The sequence below is a fragment of the Pseudomonas sp. MWU16-30322 genome (assembly GCF_020515535.1).
Classification (GTDB): Bacteria; Pseudomonadota; Gammaproteobacteria; order Pseudomonadales; family Pseudomonadaceae; genus Aquipseudomonas; species Aquipseudomonas fluorescens_H.
The window spans coordinates 368,402-387,220 of sequence record NZ_JAIWYL010000002.1; the positions used below are offsets into that span (position 1 = coordinate 368,402).

Genomic DNA, 18,819 nt, shown 5'->3' on the forward strand with positions numbered 1-18,819 from the left:
CCACAGGGGAATTGAGTCAGGCCGAGCATTCTTCCTTATTAATAAAAACAGCAAGCAGAGGTCACTGGTGGAGCAAGAAGCCTGGCAGGTATTGATAGTCGAGGACGACCAGCGTCTGGCCGAACTCACCCGCGAATACCTGCAAGCCAATGGATTGCAGGTGGAGATTGAAGGTAACGGCGCGCTGGCGGCGGCGCGGATCATCAAGGAGCAGCCGGATCTGGTGATCCTCGACCTGATGCTGCCCGGTGAAGACGGTCTGAGCATCTGCCGCAAGGTGCGCGACCGTTATGACGGGCCGATCCTGATGCTCACCGCGCGCACCGACGATGCCGACCAGATCCAGGGCCTCGACCTCGGCGCCGACGATTACGTGTGCAAACCGGTGCGTCCACGGCTGTTGCTGGCGCGGATTCAGGCCTTGCTGCGACGCAGTGACACAGCCGAACCCGTCGCGGAGAAAAGCCGTCGCCTGCAATTCGGCCCGCTGGTGGTGGACAACGCCTTGCGCGAAGCCTGGCTCAGCGACAGCGGCATCGAACTGACCAGCGCTGAATTCGACCTGCTCTGGCTGCTGGTGTCGAATGCCGGGCGAATCCTCTCTCGCGAAGAGATATTTACTGCGCTGCGGGGCATCGGTTACGACGGCCAGGACCGCTCGATCGATGTGCGTATCTCGCGCATTCGCCCGAAAATCGGCGACGACCCCGACCACCCGCGCCTGATCAAGACTATCCGCAGCAAAGGCTATCTGTTCGTCCCTGAAGCCTGCGTAGACCTGGTGCTGTGAACTCGATCTTCCTGCGCATCTACGGCGGCATGTGCACGGCGCTGATTCTGGTGGCGGTGCTCGGCGTGCTGGCGCTGCACCTGCTCAATCAGGTGCGCAGCGAGCAGTACCGCGAGCGCCTCGCCCACGGCACGTTTTCGTTGATGGCCGACAACCTGCAACCGATGAACGAAACCGAGCGCCATCGGGCGCTGTTGGTGTGGGAGCGGCTGCTGGGGATTCCGCTGGCGCTGAAGAAGTTTTCCGAGACTGATCTGGACTTGTCACAGCGCACCCGGGTGCAACGCGGTCAAGCGTTGGTGGAGCAGACCGGCCCGCATGCGGCGCGGGTCTATCGACTGGTCAGCGACAAGGAACAGTTGCTGCTGACCGGTGACGTACAACAGATCAGCGAACAACTGGCCCGTGCGACCATTTATCTGCTGGCCGATGAGCTGGTGCGTTTTCCGGTGGGCGAACAACCCAAGCGGCTGGCGCAGTTAAAGGAAGAGAAGGGCTTCGGTTTTGATCTGCGACTGGTCACGGTCAACGAGGCCGATATGGACGAAGACCAGAGCCGTCGCGTGTCCGAGGGCGACACGGTGATGGCGCTGGGCAAGGGTGGTGACTCGATCCGGGTGTTTGCCGGTATGGTCGGCACGCCGTGGGTGCTGGAAATCGGCCCGCTGTATCAGATGAATCCGTACCCGCCGCAATGGCTGGTGCTGATCGCCGTGCTCGGCCTGAGTCTGATTGGCCTGATCGTTTACCTGTTGGTGCGCCAGCTCGAACGGCGTTTGCGCGGCCTCGAAGCCGCCGCCACGCGCATCGCCAAGGGCAGCCTGGAAACCCGCGTGCCGGCCCGGGGCGCTGACTCGGTAGGACGGCTGGCGGCAGCGTTCAACGGCATGGCCGAGCACTTGCAGCAGTTGCTGGCAATCCAGCGTGAGCTGGTGCGCGCGGTGTCCCACGAACTGCGTACACCGGTGGCACGTCTGCGTTTCGGTCTGGAGATGATCGGCTCGGCCACCACCCCGCAGGCGCTGGAGAAGTACCGCGAGGGCATGGATCACGACATCGAGGATCTCGATAAGCTGGTGGACGAGATGCTCACCTACGCGCGACTGGAGCAGGGCTCGCCGGCGCTGACCTTTCAGCGCATCGACCTCGATGCGTTGGTCAATCAGGTGATCGAAGAGCTGGCGCCGTTGCGTGCCGGGGTCACGGTGCAGCGTGGAATGTGCCTGTCATCCACCGATAACGACGGCGCCTGGGTCGAGGCCGAACCGCGCTTCCTGCACCGGGCGTTGCAGAATCTGGTGAGCAACGCGATGCGCCATGCGCGCTCGAAAGTCACGGTGAGTTATCAGGTCGGGCAGTTGCGCTGCCGGGTCGATGTCGAGGATGACGGGCCGGGCGTGCCGGAGGTGGCGTGGGAGCGCATCTTCACGCCGTTTCTGCGTCTGGATGACAGCCGTACCCGTGCGTCGGGCGGGCATGGGCTGGGGCTGTCGATTGTGCGGCGGATCATCCATTGGCATGACGGCCGGGCGCTGATCAACAAGAGCAAGAGTCTGGGCGGGGCCTGCTTCAGTCTGAGTTGGCCGCGGAATCAGGAACGCCGCTGAGTTTTGTGGTGGCAGGGATGATGCCTTCGCGAGCAAGCCCGCTTCCACAGGGGAATGCATTTCAAGGGTGGGAGCGGGCTTGCTCGCGAAGGCGGCGGAACAGGCTGAAAAATCTTCAGGCAGGAATGCTGACCAGACTCAACAACTGCCCCTCCTGCACACCAAACTGCGCCTCCAGCTCGGTGCCATTACGCCATTCAGCAGACAAGTCAGTCAGCAAACGCAACCGAACCTGCCCTTGCTCTGTCCACTCCAGTACCTCGGCGTGCTCGAAATAAAAGCGCTTCTGCACAATCGGGTACAACGCCTTGAACAGGCTTTCTTTCACCGAAAACGTCAGCGTCACCAGCAACGCCAGTTGTTCCCTCGAACCGGCGGCCATGCGCTGCAGTTCCACAGGCGTCAGGATCTCCCCGGCCAGGCGTTCGGCGCGGTCGGTGTCGAGCAGGTTTTCCAGGTCCATGCCCAAGCCACGCCAATGCTGCTTGTTGGCGACAATCGCCGCCGCACGCCCGGTGCTGTGGGTGATCGAGCCGCAGATGTGCGCCGGCCATACCGGTGCACGGTCTTCGCCAATCGCCGGAATCACGCTTGAGCCTTCCAGTTGCTGCAACGCCGCCCGGGCGCAAATCCGCCCGGCAAGAAACTCTGCCTGGCGCTTGGCAACCGAACGCTGAATGCTCGGCGGCGGCTCGATGGCGCTGCGCTGGAAGTCGTCGCCGAGCAATTGTTTCGGGTCGAAACGGGTGCTCAGCAGGACGGTCTCGGGCAGCACGCTGGGCAACGGCCAGTGAGCGTCGAGCGCGGTGCAGCAGGTGGGGAGGATCGGGCTGGAATTCATGGCGGGCATTTTGCCGGTTGAAGCCACGACTGGGTAGAGGCTGCACACTTTTGTGGCGAGGGAGCTTGCTCCCGCTGGGGGCAAAGCCCCCCAAATCTGTGGACGAGGTCTGTCAGGTAAACCGCATCGGCAGGTTTTTGCGACGGCTTTGCCGCCGAGCGGGAGCAAGCTCCCTCGCCACAGGGGCAATGTCAGCCAAAGATTTTCTGGAAGAACGCTTTCATGTCCGCCCAGGATTTTTCATCGGCCGCTTTGTTGTAGCCGATATCCGGGCCACCGTGTTCACCGTGGCTCAAACGATCGGCATCGGGATTGGTGAAACCATGCTTGGCGCCGTCGAGGCTGACGAATGTGTAGTCGGCGCCGGCCTTGTCCATCTCGGATTTGAATGCGGTGACGTTGTCTGGAGTGACCATGCTGTCCAGCGCACCGTGCTCGACCAGAACTTTCGCCTTCACACTGCCGGGCGTCGCCGGGGTGTTGGTCGCCAGTGCACCGTGGAAACTCACCACGCCCGCCAGCGGCTCGCCCTGACGCGCCGCGTTGAGCACCACGCCGCCGCCGAAGCAGTAACCGATGGCGGCGATTTTATTCACGTCGGTCTGTGGCTGCTTTTTCAGCAGGTTCAGCCCGGCCTCGAAGCGCTTGCTGGAGGCGGCGGCATCCTGGGTCGCGGCCTGCATGAATGCCATTGCATCCTTGGGGTGCTCGGTGTTCTTGCCTTCGCCGTACATATCGATCGCCAGAGCGCTGTAGCCCAGCTCAGCGAGGTCGCGGGCGCGGCGTTTGGCGTAGTCGTTCAGCCCCCACCATTCATGCACCACGACGATCCCCGGGCGCTTGCCCTTGATCGCGTCGTCGTAGGCGTAGTAGCCGATCAGTCTGGTGCCGTCGGCACTCTGGTAGGGAATCTCCTGAGTCTTGATCGCGGCGTTGGCCAGGCTGCTGGCGGCGAGCAGGGCGAGGGCGAGGAACAGGCGCATGGTCGGTCTCCTTATCGAAAGTGGTCAGGACAGCCTAGTCGATTTGATTCAGTGCAGGTTCACCGAGCGTTCAGGGCAGGTACAGGGGCGGCTTGCTAACCTTGCATCCAGTCGAACAGCAATGAGAAAGTCGTCGCCCGTGCCGTCGCCTTCGCGAGCAGACTCGCTCTCACAGGTATGCTGTTGAAGTTGGAGCTTTTGATTTACCCGGGAGAGCGTTATGAAACTGTTGGTCGTCGAAGATGAAGCGCTGTTGCGCCATCACCTGCAAACCCGCCTGACGGAGAGCGGTCATGTGGTCGAGTCCGTGGCCAATGCCGAAGAGGCGCTGTACCAGACCGGGCAGTTCAACTTCGATCTGGCGGTCATCGACCTCGGTCTGCCGGGCATGGGCGGTCTGGACTTGATCCGGCAGTTGCGCTCGACCGGCAAGACGTTTCCGGTGTTGATCCTCACTGCGCGCGGCAACTGGCAGGACAAGGTCGAAGGCCTGGCCGCCGGTGCCGACGATTACGTGGTCAAGCCGTTCCAGTTCGAAGAACTCGATGCACGACTCAACGCCTTGCTGCGTCGCTCCAGCGGGTTCACCCAGTCGACCATCGTCGCCGGACCGCTGTTGCTGGACCTCAATCGCAAGCAGGCATCGCTGGATGAAGAGCCACTGGCGCTGACTGCCTACGAATACCGCATCCTCGAATACCTGATGCGCCACCACCAGCAAGTGGTGCCCAAGGATCGCCTGATGGAGCAGCTCTATCCGGACGACGACGAGCGCGATCCGAACGTGATCGAAGTGCTGGTCGGCCGCCTGCGCCGCAAGCTCGAAGGCACGCGCGGGTTCAAGCCGATCGATACCGTGCGCGGTCTCGGCTATCTGTTCAATGAGCCTTGCACTTGATTCGTTCTCTTCGCGTTCGCTTGATGCTCGCCGCCACCACGTTGGCGGTGTTGTTCATGCTCGGCTTGCTCCCCGCCATGCAGGGCGCGTTCAGCCTGGCGTTGCAGGACTCGATCGAGCAGCGGCTGGCCTCGGACGCCACCACGCTGATCTCTGCCGCCCGCATCGAGAACGGCCGCCTGATGATGCCGGCGCAATTGCCCGATGAGCGTTTCAACCTCACCGACAACCGCTTGCTCGGCTACATCTACGACCGCGAAGGCAAACTGGTCTGGCGCTCGAAAGGCACGCAGGAAGAGCAGATCAACTACAAGCCGCGTTACGACGGCATGGGTAACGAGTTCGCGCGGATCCGCGAGAGCGACGGTCAGGAGTTCTTCGTCTACGACGTCGAAGTCAAACTGCTTGGCGGTAAAAGTGCCGCGTTCAGTATCGTTGCTCTGCAACCGGTGCGTGAATACGAAAACACCCTCGAAGGCCTGCGCGAAAATCTCTATCTGGGCTTCGGTGCCGCATTGCTGGTGTTGCTGGCGCTGTTGTGGATCGGCCTGACCTGGGGCCTCAAGGCGCTGCGCCAGCTCAGCCAGGAACTCGACGAAATCGAAAGCGGCACCCGCGAAAGCCTCACCGAGCAGCACCCGCGCGAACTGCTGCGCCTGACCGGCTCGCTGAACCGTTTGCTGCTCAGCGAACGCCAGCAGCGCAGCCGCTACCGCGACTCTCTCGATGATCTGGCGCACAGCCTGAAAACCCCTCTGGCGGTGTTGCAAGGGGTCAGCGAAGACATGGCGAAACGTCCCGAAGATCGTGATCAAGCCTGGGTGCTGCAAACCCAGATCGAGCGCATGAGTCAGCAGATCAGCTACCAACTGCAACGCGCCAGCCTGCGCAAAAGCGGGCTGGTGCGCCACCAGGTCCGTCTGCAGCCGGTGCTCAAAAGCCTGTGCGACACACTGGACAAGGTCTACCGCGACAAACGTGTGCGGGTGGCCTTCGATCTGCCGGAGCACTGCTATGTGCCGATCGAGCAGGGCGCTTTGCTGGAAATGATGGGCAACCTGCTGGAGAACGCCTATCGCCTGTGTCTGGGCGAAGTGCGCATCAGCGTTCGCGAGAGTCTGGCCGGGACCGAGTTGTGCATCGAAGACGACGGCCCGGGCGTACCGCCGAATCAACGGGCGCGGATTCTGGAGCGTGGCGAGCGTCTGGATCGACAGCATCCGGGGCAGGGCATCGGGCTGGCGGTGGTCAAGGACATTATCGAGAGCTACAACGCCAAACTGATGCTCGGGGATTCACCGATGGGCGGGGCGGCGTTCAGGATTCAGTTTCCTGCGGTTTAGGTGTTGGCCTTTCGGACGCCATCGCGAGCAGGCTCACTCCCACAAGGGGAATGCATTTCAAATGTAGGAGTGAGCCTGCTCGCGATAGCCCCAGTCAGTTCACCGCAGGTCTTACTGCTCCTGCGCCCGATACGCCCCCGGCGTCAGCCCCGTCCATTTCTTGAACGCCCGGTGAAACGCCGACGGCTCGGAAAACCCCAACTGCTCGGCAATCTGTTGCAACGACAGATCCGCCCGTCCCAGATGATAAATGGCGATGTCGCGGCGCAACTGATCCTTCAATTCCTGAAAACTGGTGCCTTCCTCACGCAAATGCCGACGCAGGGTTTGCGGGCTGATGTGCAGGTGCGCGGCCACCGCTTCCAGATCCGGCCAGTGCGCGCTGTCGCGACTGAGCAAGCGGCGCAGGCGGCTGCTGAGACTGTCGCCGTCGTCCGGGCGTGACAGCAGGTCGGCGGGGGAGCGTTCAAGGAAGTGCTTGAGGGTGCGTTCGTCCTGCAACAGTGGCATGTGCAGGTAGCGGCTGTGAAACAGCAGGCTGCTTTGGCCCTCGGCAAACACCAGCGGGCAGGGGAACAGCAGGTCGTACTCGGCACCATGCGCCGGTTTCGGGTAACTGAAAGTGGCCTGCTCCAGACGAATCCGCTGGCCGATCAGCCAACTGCCGAGGCGATGCCAGATCACCAGCAGGCTCTCGCTGAGAAAGTGATCCGGGTCCCATAACTGCGAATCATCGAGGCTCAGGCGCACCCATTCGTCTTCGCGGCTCAGGTCCAGGCGCGGGGCCCCCGGGAATAGGCTATAAAACAATAAACCGCGTTGCAGTGCCTTCTCCAGGTTGCGGCAGTGGATCAAGGCGTGGCACATCATCGCGAAGCTGCCGGGTTTGCTCGGTACGTTGCCGAAACCCAGGTATTCGTCATCCAGCGCCAGCCACAGGCTCTGGATCAGTTGGGTGAATTGCTCCGGTGCAATTCGCGCCCGCGGCTCATCCAGCAACTCGGGACTGATGCCCAGTCGCTGCAGCAGTGGCGAATAGTCGAAGCCCGAACGGCGTGCGCCACCGAGGGCAGCACGGGCGAAATGGCTGGCGATGGTGCGTTCGCGCATAAGCGGCAGATCCTTCCTCTGGCGCCGGATGGTAGCCGGGGCATGCGCATGGCAACAAGGCGGATTTCCGCCAAATTGTAGGACGAGAGCCAACGAGTTGGCGGAAATCCGCCACATTTACGTCACCGGGCAGTGACAAAAATTACCCTGCACTCCCTGATATCAAAAGGCTTGTAGCGAATTGCACCAATGTGGCACGGCGTTTGCGATAAGAGCGACAGAAGTGTGCGTCTATCCCGCCGGAGAAGCGCCGCTCGACACAACAAATCCCTCCAGTGCAGGAGGGTTCGCAATTCAGGTTTTGCGCTCGACAGATGGATGTTGCCCGCAGGACGCTTGAGGAAACTTGCAATGACGACTCGTCAGCCACTCTACAAATCCCTGTATTTCCAGGTGATCGTCGCAATCATCATCGGTATTGCACTCGGTCACTACTACCCGCAGTTCGGTGTCGCGGTAAAGCCGCTGGGTGACGGGTTCATCAAACTGATCAAGATGATCATTGCCCCGATCATCTTCTGCACCGTGGTCAGCGGCATCGCCGGCATGCAAAGCATGAAATCGGTCGGCAAGACCGGTGGTTACGCACTCCTGTACTTCGAAATCGTTTCGACCATCGCGCTGCTGGTCGGCCTGATCGTGGTCAACATCGTGCAGCCGGGCAACGGCATGCACATCGACGTCAGCACTCTGGACGCTTCGAAAGTTGCCACCTACGTGGCTCAAGGTGCTGATCAGAGCGTTGTCGGCTTCCTGCTCAACGTGATCCCGACCACCATCGTCGGCGCGTTCGCCACCGGTGACATCCTGCAAGTACTGATGTTCTCGGTGATCTTCGGTTTCGCCCTGCATCGCCTGGGTGACTACGGCCGTCCGATCCTCGACTTCATCGATCGTTTCGCCCACGTGATGTTCAACATCATCAACATGATCATGAAGCTCGCGCCAATCGGTGCCTTCGGTGCGATGGCATTCACCATCGGTGCCTACGGTGTCGGCTCGCTGGTGCAGTTGGGTCAACTGATGGCCTGCTTCTACATCACTTGCGTGCTGTTCATCCTGATCGTGCTGGGTGCCATCGCCCGCATGCACGGCTTCAGCGTGCTGAAGATGATTCGCTACATCCGTGAAGAGCTGCTGATCGTACTGGGTACTTCTTCGTCGGAATCGGTACTGCCACGCATGCTGATCAAGATGGAGCGTCTGGGCGCGAAGAAATCGGTAGTGGGTCTGGTGATCCCGACCGGTTACTCGTTCAACCTCGACGGTACCGCGATCTACCTGACCATGGCCGCGGTGTTCATTGCTCAGGCCACCGACACGCACATGGACATCACGCACCAGATCACCCTGCTGGTGGTGTTGCTGCTGTCCTCCAAAGGCGCAGCCGGTGTGACCGGTTCGGGCTTCATCGTGCTGGCAGCCACCCTGTCGGCGGTCGGTCACCTGCCGGTGGCCGGTCTGGCGCTGATTCTGGGTATCGACCGTTTCATGTCCGAAGCCCGCGCCCTGACCAACCTGGTCGGCAATGCTGTAGCGACCATCGTGGTTGCCAAGTGGGTCAAAGAGCTGGACACCGACGTGCTGCAATCCGAGCTGGCCTCGGGCGGTCGCGGTATCGCGGATACCCGTCCGGAAGATGACCTGGGTGTGGCTGAAGGTGCTACTCCGAGCAACGTCAAGTAACTGCAATTTGGTAATACCTTGTGGCGAGGGAGCTTGCTCCCGCTGGACTGCGCAGCAGGCCCCTCTTTGAAGAGCGAGCCCGCTTCGCGCCCCAGCGGGAGCAAGCTCCCTCGCCACACAGGCACTGAAGAACCTGCCTCGGCAGGTTTTTTATTGCCGGCGATTTGAGCATTACGGTCACTGCCGCTGATGCATCCGGTGATTGCCGTGCGCGGCAGCGCTGCCTAGGCTGGGTGTATCGCCCAAGGAGATCGCCCATGTCTGCGCCGCTGGCCTCACTGAGAATTCTGGATTTCTCGACCCTGCTGCCGGGGCCGTTCGCCTCGCTGTTGCTCGCGGATATGGGCGCCGAGGTGCTGCGCATTGAGTCACCGACGCGCATGGATCTGCTGCGGGTGCTGCCGCCGCACGATCAGGGCATGTCGGCCAGCCACGCTTACCTGAACCGCAACAAGCGCAGTCTGGCGCTGGATCTCAAGCAGCCTGAAGCGCTGGAGGTGGTCCGGCAGTTGCTGACTGAATACGACATCGTCCTCGAGCAGTTTCGTCCCGGTGTGATGGAGCGCCTGGGCCTGGGTTATGAGGCGCTTAAGGCGATCAACCCGAAGCTGATTTACGTGTCGATCACCGGCTATGGCCAGACCGGCCCGTACAAGGACCGCGCCGGGCATGACATCAACTATCTGGCGCTGGCCGGGCTTGCCAGTTACACCGGCCGCGCCGACAGCGGGCCGTTGCCGCTGGGCATGCAGGTGGCGGATATCGCGGGTGGTTCGCTGCATGGGGTGATCGGCCTGCTGGCGGCGGTTATCGCCCGGCAGCAGACAGGGCAGGGCACGCACCTGGACGTGAGCATGACCGATTGCGCCTTCAGCCTGAACGCCATGGCCGGCGCCGGGTATCTGGCCTGTGGCGAGGAACCGCATTGGGAAGAGCAGATGCTCAATGGCGGCAGCTTCTATGACTACTACCGTTCGCGCGACGGGCGCTGGCTGTCAGTGGGCAGTCTGGAACCTGCGTTCATGCAGCAACTGTGTCAGGCGTTGGGCCGGCCGGAGCTGGCGGCGCAGGGCTTGTCGCCGAAACCCGAGCAGCAGCGGTTATTGAAGGACGCGCTGAAAGTTGAATTCGAGAAGCACGACTTTGCCGAACTGTGCGAGTTGTTTGCCGGGGTCGATGCCTGTGTCGAGCCGGTATTGAACCTGAGCGAGGCGGTGCAGCATCCGCAGTTGCAGGCGCGTGAATTGGTGACCCAGGTGCCGCGCGAGGACGGTACGACGCAGGCGCAGATTGCCTGTCCGCTGAAGTTCTCCGAGGCGCTGCCGGCGCCGCGGCATGTTGGTGCGGGGTTGGGGCAGCATACGGAGCAGGTGTTGGGGGAGTTGGGGTTTAGTGCTGAGCGGATTGCCGAGTTGCGGCGTGCCAAGGTGATTCTCTAGCGTCTGTGCCGCCCTCTTCGCGAGCAGGCTCGCTCCCACATTTTGAAATGCGTTCCCCCTGTGGGAGCGAGCCTGCTCGCGAAGGGGCCAGTCGGGGCAATACAAAAACCGACTACTCCACCCGCATCTCACCACTGAACACCAAGGTGTTGCGACAGCGCCGGCACAAATACCGTCGCCCCTGCCGTACCAGACTATGGCGCTGCGCCGAAAACGGAAAATCACTGTCGGCGCACGGGCATTTGTAGATGTAGCGCGTCACGCTGCGGCGTTTCACGGCGTAGGTGTGGCAGCGATCCGGCGGCAGTTCGTAAACCCCGCGCATGATCAGTTGCCACTCCTCGCCATGCGGCTGGATGCGGTCGCCGAACAGTTGGTGGGCGATCAGGTGCGCGACTTCGTGGGCCACGGTCTGCTTGAGGAAGTGTTCGGTGTTTTCCCGGTACAGCTGCGGATTGAAGCGCAGCAGGTTCTCGTGCAGATGCGCGACACCGGCTTTTTGCCCACGCAGCTTGAGGCTGACGACGGGGCGTTGGAAATGACGTTTGAAAAAGGCTTCAGCGAGTTGGTAACAGTCTTCGACGCGGGTATTGAGTTGCTCGGGCATGCTTGATGGATCTCCAGAGGCGTCGAGTATGCCGCAACCTCCCGGACTTGCGAATCGCTGACCTGCCGAATGGTCATCCGCCATACGAGAAGGCCGCCTTGCGGCGGCCTGTATTGGCAGATCTTGTTGTTCTCGGGGGTGAAGCATCTCAGTTGGTGTACACCGGCCCCACGCCGAGGCCCCAGACAATCACGGTGAACGCCATGATGGCCACCAGCACCACCAGACCCACCGCCAGCACCGAGCTGGAAAACAGGAAGCCTTCGTCCGACGGAATGTTCATGAACGTCGGCAACCCCACATACAGCAGATAAACCGTGTAGCAGATGGCCGCCGTGCCGACGATCATCCCCAGCCACATATGCGGATACAGTGCCGCCAGCCCGCCGACGAACAACGGTGTCGCGGTGTAGGTGGCGAAGGCCACGCAACGGGCCAGGCTCGGGTTGGCGTCATAGGTGCGGGCCATCCAGTGCACGAACGCGCCCATCACCGCGACGCCGCCAAGCATCGCCAGGTACGACATTACGGTCATCCAGATCGCGCTTTCCACGGTGAGCATCACCGGCGCGCGGCTGCCGATCACCCAGCCGACCTGAGTGGTGCCGATAAACGCCGAAACGGCCGGGATCGCCGCCAGGATCAGCGTGTGCGTCAGGTACATGTGGCTGATGCTTTCCTCTTGGTCGCCACGGATTTCCTTCCATTCCTGATCGGGGTGGGTAAACAGTCCCACTACGTGATGGATCATGCCAGTCACTCCTCTTGTTATTGCCATCGCCCCCCAGCGGAGCGCCTACGGGCCAAGGTGGCCGAGCAAATTCAGGTCTTCAGATGTGTGCGACCTTATGTCGCAGTATAGAAAGGACTTAACCGCACAGGTGATAGGGGCTTAGAGCAAATCGCGCTGTAAACAGGGGGCGTAATCGCGGCAGGGTCTTGCACGCTTGAGGCCGGATCACCTCTGTGGCGAGGGAGCTTGCTCCCGCTCGGCTGCGCAGCAGTCGCCAATCCTTCCGGTTCGGTGCGTCAGGAAAACAGCGGCTGCAGGTTTGGGGGCGCTTCGCACCCCAGCGGGAGCAAGCTCCCTCGCCACAGGGGATCGGGTGAAAGGGACAGACCCACGGCCCTTCGCCCCCAGCGGGTTTTTTGCGTAAAATGCCCGCCTTTCGTCACACCTCACGGATTTCGCGTCATGGGCACTCTTACGGTCAACCAGAACAAACTGCAAAAGCGCCTGCGCCGCCTGGCCGGCGAAGCGGTCGCCGATTTCAACATGATCGAAGACGGCGACAAGGTCATGGTCTGCCTGTCCGGGGGCAAGGACAGCTACACCATGCTCGACGTGCTGATGCACCTGCAGAAGGTTGCACCGATCAAGTTCGAGATCGTCGCGGTGAACATGGATCAGAAGCAGCCGGGCTTTCCCGAGCATGTGCTGCCGGCCTATCTGAAAGAGCTGGGCGTCGAGTACCACATCGTCGAGAAGGACACCTACTCGGTGGTCAAGGAACTGGTGCCGGAAGGCAAGACCACCTGCTCGCTGTGCTCGCGCCTGCGTCGCGGCACGCTGTACACCTTCGCCGACGAAATCGGCGCGACCAAAATGGCCCTCGGTCACCATCGCGATGACATCGTCGAGACGTTCTTCCTCAACATGTTCTTCAACGGCACCCTCAAGGCGATGCCGCCGAAGCTGCGCGCCGACGACGGGCGTAACGTGGTGATCCGCCCGCTGGCCTACTGCAACGAGAAAGACATCCAGGCCTACTCGGACTTCAAGGAATTCCCGATCATCCCGTGCAACCTCTGCGGTTCGCAGGAAAATCTGCAGCGTCAGGTGGTCAAGGAAATGCTTCAGGACTGGGAGCGCAAGACTCCGGGTCGAACTGAAAGCATCTTCCGCAGTCTGCAGAACGTGGTGCCGTCGCAACTGGCCGACCGCAACCTGTTCGACTTCACCAGCCTGAAGATCGACGAGACGGCGGCTTCGCGCTTCGTCAACGTGGTCAACCTTTAATCACCACCTGTAGGAGTGAGCCTGCTCGCGATTGCGGTGTGTCTGTCAGCATCATCGTTGGATGACACACCGCAATCGCGAGCAGGCTCACTCCTACAATAGTTTTTTCGTTTCAATTCCCGGGAGAGGGCATGCGCGATTACAAGTGGCTGCACGAATACTGTCTGAACCGCTTCGGTTCGGCGGCTGAACTGGAAGCCCATCTGCCCGTTCCCAAGACTCCCGCGCAATTGCGCAAGATCAGCGACGATCGTTACCTCTCGACCATGGCCCTGCGGGTATTCCGTGCCGGGCTCAAGCACAGCCTGGTGGACGCCAAGTGGCCGGCCTTCGAAGAAGTGTTCTTCAAGTTCGACCCGGAAAAGGTCGTGCTGATGAGCGCCGAGCACCTCGAACGCCTGATGCAGGACGCGCGAATCATCCGCCACCTGGGCAAGCTCAAGAGCGTGCCGCGCAATGCGCAGTTCATTCTCGATGTGGAGAAGGACAAGGGCAGTTTCGGCGCACTGATCGCCGACTGGCCGGTGACCGACATCGTCGGTCTGTGGACCTACCTGAAAAAGCACGGCCATCAGTTGGGCGGGCTGTCGGCGCCACGCTTCTTGCGCATGGTTGGCAAGGACACCTTTGTGCCGAGCTATGACGTGGTCGCGGCGCTGAATGCGCAGAAGATCGTCGACAAAGTGCCGACCAGTCTGCGCGATCTGGCGATTGTGCAGAACGCGTTCAACCAGTGGCATGAACAGAGTGGTGGACGGCCGATGAGCCAGATTTCGATGATGCTGGCTTACACCGTCAATCATTAAGAACGCGTCGCCCCATTCGCGAGCAGGCTCGCTCCCACAGAGGGAATACATTTCAAATGTGGGAGCGGGCTTGCTCGCGAAGGCGTCAGCTCAGGCGACGGAAATCTCGCCCTCGCCAGCCAGCTTGCGATTCAACTGATACCGCCACCGCACATACAGCAACGCCGAGCAGAACAGCGCCAGGCTCGCGACCATCTCCAATACGCCAAACAGCTGCCGGTTCGGGTCATACGCCGCCAGTGCGCCCTTGATGAAATACAGATTCACCACAAAACACATCCACGAATGCCCACGGGCGCTGCCCATGATCATTGCCGGGGCGAGAACGATCCACGGGATCAGCTCGACCAGCAAAATCACCCACGGTCGGGCGCCATGCAGGTCGGCGAATACCAGGTAGTAAGCGGCGAGCAGCCCGGCGAGGCCGAAGAAGCACAGCAGGCTGAGGGCCCGCATCGCCTTGACGCGGGGTTCGAGCCACTCCACCGAGGGCAGGATTTTCGCCTTCTTCGCCACCCTCAGCCCTCCAGTTTTTGCGCGGTTTTCGCCAGGCGTGCGCCGAGTGCACGACACAGCGCCATCTCGTGCTGATCCAGACCTTTCTTGCCATCGGCGCCAGCGTGATGACTGGCGCCATATGGCGTGCCGCCGCCCTGGGTTTCCAGCAGCGCGGACTCGCTGTACGGCAGGCCGGTGATCAGCATGCCGTGGTGCAACAGCGGCAGCATCATCGACAGCAGGGTGGTTTCCTGGCCGCCGTGCAGGCTGGCGGTGGAGGTGAACACGCCGGCCGGTTTACCGACCAGTGCACCGGTCAGCCACAGGTTACTGGTGCCGTCGAGGAAGTACTTGAGCGGTGCGGCCATGTTGCCGAAACGCGTCGGGCTGCCGAGTGCGAGGCCAGCGCAGTTCTTCAGATCGTCGAGGGTGGCGTAGAGCGCACCTTCTTCCGGGATCTGTGGGGCGACCGCCTCACATTCGGTGGAAATCGCCGGCACGGTACGCAGGCGCGCTTCGAGGCCGGCCTGCTCGACACCGCGGGCGATCTGCCGGGCCATCTCGTTGGTCGAACCGTTGCGGCTGTAATACAGAACCAGAATGTATGGCGCGCTCACGGCAACAGCTCCAGGATCTGCTCCGGAGGACGGCCGATCACGGCCTTGTCGCCGACTTCGAGAATTGGCCGTTCCATCAGTTTCGGGTGTTCGGCGATGGCGGCGATCAGTTGCGCTTCGCTGAGGCTCGTGTCCGCCAGCTGAAGCATTTTGTATTCATCTTCTCCCGTGCGCAGCAGTTGCCGTGCGCTGATACCGAGCTTGCCGAGCAAGGCCTTGATCTGCGCGGCGTCCAGCGGCGTTTCCAGGTAACGCACCACGTTCGGGGTCAGGCCACGGGCCTCGAGAAGTTCCAGTGCGCCGCGGGATTTCGAGCAGCGCGGATTGTGATAAAGCGTCAGATCGGTCATGGCGGGTCGCTTCTGGCGTAAAGTGGCGGCTATTCTAACTGTGCAGCGCGCAATCCAGAACCTTCAGAGGCGATGGGTCGCAGGCGCATCCAATTTTTGACCAGGGAACACGACATGACACGGCGATTGGCAGCGGCATTGACGATAATCGGGGCGTTGATGCTGGGGGGCTGCGGAAATGACTACGGCATTGACCAGAATGGTCAGAAGGTGGCGTCCGAGCGTCTGGATAAACAATGGGTAGTCATCAATTACTGGGCCGAATGGTGTGGCCCGTGCCGCACGGAAATTCCTGAACTCAATCATTTGGCTGACGAACTCAAGAGCAAGAATATTGGGGTGTTCGGGGTCAACTTCGACAACGTGCAGGGTGAAGACCTGAAGAGCGCCAGCGAGAAGCTGGGCATCAAGTTCACCGTACTGGCGCAGGATCCGGCGGACCTGTTCGACCTGCCGCGCAGTGAGGCCTTGCCGGTGACCTACATCATCGACAACAAGGGCAAGGTGCGTGAGCAACTGATGGGCGAGCAGACGGCGGCGGGGGTGATGGCCAAGCTGGAGGCGTTGCAGGCGACCAAGTGAGTTGAATGGGCTTTTGTGGCGAGGGAGCTTGCTCCCGCTGGGCCGCGAAGCGGCCCCAAACCCTGCTGACTCGGTGTCTCCGGCAACGCGCGGTTAACGGTTTTGCGACTGCTGCGCAGCCGAGCGGGAGCAAGCTCCCTCGCCACAGTAACCTCAGTGTGCGTCTAAGGGGGTTAACCCTCTTCCAGCCACCAACGCAACGGCTTGCCTTCCGCCGGCCAGAAACGCATCTGCTCGATCGGCGAGATGTCCCAGCGTTCCACGCCTTGCAGCGCCTGCAGGAAGCGTTGTTCCTGCTCCATCAGCGCCGGGGCGCAGAGTTTGCGGGTCTTGCCGATCGGGCCGAAGCTCAGCTTGTCACCCTCGAGGGTGTACGGTGCGAACCAGTGGTTGCAGCCGCCATTGCCATACGCGCGGCCATCGTCACCGAGGGTCACGGTCAGGTGGCTGTAATCCATCAATGGCCGCTCGCCGATCCACTCCAGAATGTAGCTGCGGTTCTGTTGCAACTGCACTGGCTCTGCGGCGCAGCCCACCAGACCGGCACCGACCAACAGGGGCAGGGCAAGGCGTTTCATCACGCAGGCTCCTGGCATTTCGGGCACAGGTGTTTGTCGCCGGAGGCTTTCCAGCCCAGCTCGGCGATGCGCGCCGTGGCGGCTGGTTTCTCGGCAGTCTTGCCCAGCTTGGCATCCACCGCGAACTCGAAATTCAGTTCTTTGGCGCAGCTGTCGCAGTTGACCTGCCAGGTGTGGATCGCCAGTTCGCCGAATACCGGGCCCGTGGTCATCGCGGTCCATTGGCCCGGCGGATTGATCAGGTGGCGCACGGAGTCGACGGTCAGGCGCATGGACAAATCCTTGCTGCCTTTGAGGGTGACCAACAGGACGTCACCGTTACGGATCGAGCCACCGTTGCCGGTGACCTGATAGCGGCCCGGTACGAGGGCGCGGCATTCGGTGAGGGTGTGTTGCGGGTTCATCAGGGTGTAGCGGAAATCGTGTTCGACCATGGGTCCTCCAAATCTGCGCGACATGCTAGCACGGGCTGGATTGCAGGATGGCGTACGTGTGCGACCTTCGATCCGGTTCAAATTGCTCGGCGCTCATGGCAAACTGCCGCCCTTCAATCTGAGGGAACGGAACATGGCGCTGATCGAATGTTATGAATGCAAGCGGAGCATCAGCTCTGAAGTCAAGGCGTGCATTCATTGTGGTGCTCCGATGGCGCAGCAACACGGGCACAATCCGCAGCAGGCGACGGTCGCCGCTGCCGCGACGACGATTTCATTTGGCAGTCTGCCGCGCAACAAGTCGGTGCCTGAAGCCTTCGTCCCGCCGCCAGCCCCGGAGCCCGCGCCGAAAGTGACACCGGCAGCAGTCGGTCGCCGTCGTCGGCAGCCCGAGCCAACCCCTCAACTTCAGCCCGACGCCGACGGTTCGCGCCCGGTGGAAGGCTGGTTGAAGATCATGGTGTTTCTGTTGCCGATGGTCTTTGTCTGGTTCCTGCTGCGTAACGGTCATTCGATGAAGCAGCGTTTTTTCGGTTTTGGCTGGCTGGCCCTGCTGATCCTGGCCTCGTCGCTGTCGCCGAAATAAGCCGGTAATCCTCAGCCCTCGACCTGGTTCTGCGGCGCGCCTGCAGCCCAGGTCGCGATGTTGTGCAGAGTGGTCGCGGCAATCGCGCCCAGCGCCTCGTGGGTCAGAAACGCCTGATGCGCGGTGATGATCACATTCGGGAAGGTCAGCAGCCGCGCCAGCACATCATCCTGCAACGGCAAGTCGCTGCGATCCTCGAAAAACAGCTGCGCCTCTTCCTCATACACATCCAGGCCCAGATAGCCCAGTTGGCCGTCCTTCAAGGCGTCGATCAGCGCGGGTGTGTCCACCAGACCGCCACGTCCGGTGTTGATCAGCATCGCCCCCGGTTGCAAATGTGCGAGTGACTCACGGTTGATCAAGTGTTTGCTCTGCGCGTTGAGCGGGCAGTGCAGGCTGATGATCCGCGACTGCGCGAGCAGCTCCGGCAGGCTCAGATAACGCGCGCCCAAGGCCACAACCTCGGGGTTTGGATACGGGTCGTACGCCAGCAACTCACAACCGAAGCCGTGCATGATTTTCGCGAAGGTCGCGCCGATCTGCCCGGTGCCGACGATGCCGACGGTCTTGCCCACCAGATCGAAACCGGTCAGGCCGTGCAGCGTGAAATCGCCTTCGCGGGTACGGTTGTAGGCACGGTGCAGGCGCCGGTTGAGCGCGAGAATCAACGCCACCGCATGTTCGGCCACCGCATGCGGCGAGTAGGCTGGAACCCGCACCACGGACAGCCCGAGGCGTTTCGCCGCGACCAGATCGACATGGTTGTAGCCCGCCGAGCGCAGCGCGATCAGCCGCGTGCCGCCGGCCGCCAGCCGCTCCAGCACCGGCGCACTGAGATCGTCATTGATGAAGGCGCAGACCACCTCGTGCTGTTCGGCCAGGGCGGCGGTGTCGAGACTGAGCCGGGCCGGCTGAAAGTGCAGTTCTATTCCGGCCGGGCAATCGACGGCGAGGAAACTGTCGCGGTCATAGGTCTGGCTGCTGAAGACGATCGTGCGCATCAATTCCTCCTGGAACGGGGTGGCGAGTCAGCGTTGACGGCAC

21 protein-coding genes are annotated in these 18,819 nt (G+C 61.6%); 10 read left to right on the forward strand and 11 right to left on the reverse strand.

What is annotated here, in order from left to right; translation table 11 throughout:
* Positions 1–67 precede the first annotated feature (67 nt).
* On the forward strand, positions 68–790 hold the full coding sequence (locus LCH64_RS04645; RefSeq protein WP_003227210.1) for a response regulator: 723 nt from the start codon (positions 68–70) through the stop codon (positions 788–790).
* On the forward strand, positions 787–2,397 hold the full coding sequence (locus tag LCH64_RS04650) for an ATP-binding protein (RefSeq protein WP_226499620.1): 1,611 nt from the start codon (positions 787–789) through the stop codon (positions 2,395–2,397). The genes LCH64_RS04645 and LCH64_RS04650 overlap by 4 nt, the downstream gene beginning before the upstream one ends.
* 115 nt (positions 2,398–2,512) lie before the next feature.
* Here LCH64_RS04650 and LCH64_RS04655 read toward each other — a convergent pair whose 3' ends face one another.
* Both LCH64_RS04655 and LCH64_RS04660 read right to left on the reverse strand, forming a co-directional pair.
* Complete coding sequence (locus LCH64_RS04655; RefSeq protein ID WP_226499621.1) at positions 2,513–3,238, reverse strand: 4'-phosphopantetheinyl transferase superfamily protein; 726 nt, start codon at positions 3,236–3,238, stop codon at positions 2,513–2,515.
* A gap of 191 nt (positions 3,239–3,429) precedes the next feature.
* Entirely contained in the window at positions 3,430–4,221 is a 792-nt protein-coding gene (locus tag LCH64_RS04660; RefSeq protein WP_226499622.1) for a dienelactone hydrolase family protein, read from the reverse strand.
* Positions 4,222–4,441: 220 nt separating this feature from the next.
* Here LCH64_RS04660 and LCH64_RS04665 point away from each other — a divergent pair, with 220 nt between their 5' ends.
* Together LCH64_RS04665 and LCH64_RS04670 are read left to right on the forward strand one after the other, a co-directional pair.
* The gene (locus LCH64_RS04665) at positions 4,442–5,119 is read left to right on the forward strand and encodes a response regulator transcription factor (protein ID WP_103485452.1); all 678 of its coding nucleotides are present in this window, start codon (positions 4,442–4,444) and stop codon (positions 5,117–5,119) included.
* On the forward strand, positions 5,116–6,462 hold the full coding sequence (locus LCH64_RS04670; RefSeq protein WP_045122590.1) for an ATP-binding protein: 1,347 nt from the start codon (positions 5,116–5,118) through the stop codon (positions 6,460–6,462). Before LCH64_RS04665 ends, LCH64_RS04670 begins: the two co-directional genes overlap by 4 nt.
* A 111-nt stretch (positions 6,463–6,573) precedes the next feature.
* Here the strand turns inward: LCH64_RS04670 and LCH64_RS04675 are convergent, their stop codons facing one another.
* On the reverse strand, positions 6,574–7,572 hold the full coding sequence (locus LCH64_RS04675; protein WP_103485453.1) for an AraC family transcriptional regulator: 999 nt from the start codon (positions 7,570–7,572) through the stop codon (positions 6,574–6,576).
* Between the two features lie 351 nt (positions 7,573–7,923).
* On the opposite strand from LCH64_RS04675, the gene LCH64_RS04680 reads away from it, so the two are divergent.
* Positions 7,924–9,258 carry a dicarboxylate/amino acid:cation symporter gene (locus tag LCH64_RS04680; protein WP_226499623.1) on the forward strand — a complete coding sequence of 445 codons (1,335 nt, stop codon included), beginning with the start codon at positions 7,924–7,926 and terminating at the stop codon, positions 9,256–9,258.
* A 257-nt stretch (positions 9,259–9,515) separates the two neighbouring features.
* Positions 9,516–10,697, forward strand: coding sequence for a CaiB/BaiF CoA-transferase family protein (locus LCH64_RS04685; protein ID WP_226499624.1), 1,182 nt, complete (start codon positions 9,516–9,518; stop codon positions 10,695–10,697).
* 112 nt (positions 10,698–10,809) lie between these two features.
* On the opposite strand, the gene LCH64_RS04690 is transcribed toward LCH64_RS04685, so the two are convergent.
* Together LCH64_RS04690 and LCH64_RS04695 are read right to left on the reverse strand one after the other, a co-directional pair.
* On the reverse strand, positions 10,810–11,304 hold the full coding sequence (locus LCH64_RS04690; protein ID WP_041067555.1) for a SprT family zinc-dependent metalloprotease: 495 nt from the start codon (positions 11,302–11,304) through the stop codon (positions 10,810–10,812).
* 148 nt (positions 11,305–11,452) lie between these two features.
* Positions 11,453–12,055 carry a Yip1 family protein gene (locus LCH64_RS04695; protein ID WP_003227189.1) on the reverse strand — a complete coding sequence of 201 codons (603 nt, stop codon included), beginning with the start codon at positions 12,053–12,055 and terminating at the stop codon, positions 11,453–11,455.
* A gap of 444 nt (positions 12,056–12,499) precedes the next feature.
* Between LCH64_RS04695 and ttcA the strand changes: the two genes are divergently transcribed.
* Together ttcA and LCH64_RS04705 are read left to right on the forward strand one after the other, a co-directional pair.
* Complete coding sequence (gene ttcA, locus LCH64_RS04700; RefSeq protein ID WP_003227187.1) at positions 12,500–13,324, forward strand: tRNA 2-thiocytidine(32) synthetase TtcA; 825 nt, start codon at positions 12,500–12,502, stop codon at positions 13,322–13,324.
* Positions 13,325–13,455: 131 nt separating this feature from the next.
* Positions 13,456–14,130 (forward strand): DNA-3-methyladenine glycosylase I, encoded by a 675-nt coding sequence (locus LCH64_RS04705; protein WP_103485456.1) that lies wholly within the window; start codon positions 13,456–13,458, stop codon positions 14,128–14,130.
* 90 nt (positions 14,131–14,220) lie between these two features.
* Here the strand turns inward: LCH64_RS04705 and LCH64_RS04710 are convergent, their stop codons facing one another.
* From LCH64_RS04710 to arsC, 3 genes are read right to left on the reverse strand one after another with little or no spacing between them, the layout of a single operon-like run.
* Entirely contained in the window at positions 14,221–14,646 is a 426-nt protein-coding gene (locus tag LCH64_RS04710) for a DUF2069 domain-containing protein (protein WP_103485457.1), read from the reverse strand.
* A 2-nt stretch (positions 14,647–14,648) separates the two neighbouring features.
* Positions 14,649–15,245, reverse strand: a complete 597-nt coding sequence (gene wrbA / locus LCH64_RS04715; protein WP_003227181.1) for an NAD(P)H:quinone oxidoreductase — start codon at positions 15,243–15,245, stop codon at positions 14,649–14,651.
* Positions 15,242–15,595: an arsenate reductase (glutaredoxin) gene (gene arsC / locus LCH64_RS04720; protein ID WP_201136851.1), complete on the reverse strand. Its 354-nt coding sequence runs from the start codon at positions 15,593–15,595 to the stop codon at positions 15,242–15,244. The genes wrbA and arsC overlap by 4 nt, the downstream gene beginning before the upstream one ends.
* 114 nt (positions 15,596–15,709) lie before the next feature.
* Between arsC and LCH64_RS04725 the strand changes: the two genes are divergently transcribed.
* Entirely contained in the window at positions 15,710–16,177 is a 468-nt protein-coding gene (locus LCH64_RS04725) for a TlpA disulfide reductase family protein (protein ID WP_096796797.1), read from the forward strand.
* Positions 16,178–16,350: 173 nt separating this feature from the next.
* On the opposite strand, the gene LCH64_RS04730 is transcribed toward LCH64_RS04725, so the two are convergent.
* Together LCH64_RS04730 and LCH64_RS04735 are read right to left on the reverse strand one after the other, a co-directional pair.
* Positions 16,351–16,755 (reverse strand): META domain-containing protein, encoded by a 405-nt coding sequence (locus LCH64_RS04730; protein WP_003227175.1) that lies wholly within the window; start codon positions 16,753–16,755, stop codon positions 16,351–16,353.
* The gene (locus tag LCH64_RS04735; protein WP_226499625.1) at positions 16,755–17,189 is read right to left on the reverse strand and encodes a hypothetical protein; all 435 of its coding nucleotides are present in this window, start codon (positions 17,187–17,189) and stop codon (positions 16,755–16,757) included. The genes LCH64_RS04730 and LCH64_RS04735 overlap by 1 nt, the downstream gene beginning before the upstream one ends.
* A 133-nt stretch (positions 17,190–17,322) precedes the next feature.
* Between LCH64_RS04735 and LCH64_RS04740 the strand changes: the two genes are divergently transcribed.
* Positions 17,323–17,775, forward strand: coding sequence for a hypothetical protein (locus LCH64_RS04740; protein ID WP_226499626.1), 453 nt, complete (start codon positions 17,323–17,325; stop codon positions 17,773–17,775).
* A gap of 11 nt (positions 17,776–17,786) precedes the next feature.
* On the opposite strand, the gene LCH64_RS04745 is transcribed toward LCH64_RS04740, so the two are convergent.
* Positions 17,787–18,776 (reverse strand): 2-hydroxyacid dehydrogenase, encoded by a 990-nt coding sequence (locus LCH64_RS04745; protein WP_201136853.1) that lies wholly within the window; start codon positions 18,774–18,776, stop codon positions 17,787–17,789.
* Positions 18,777–18,819: the final 43 nt, after the last annotated feature.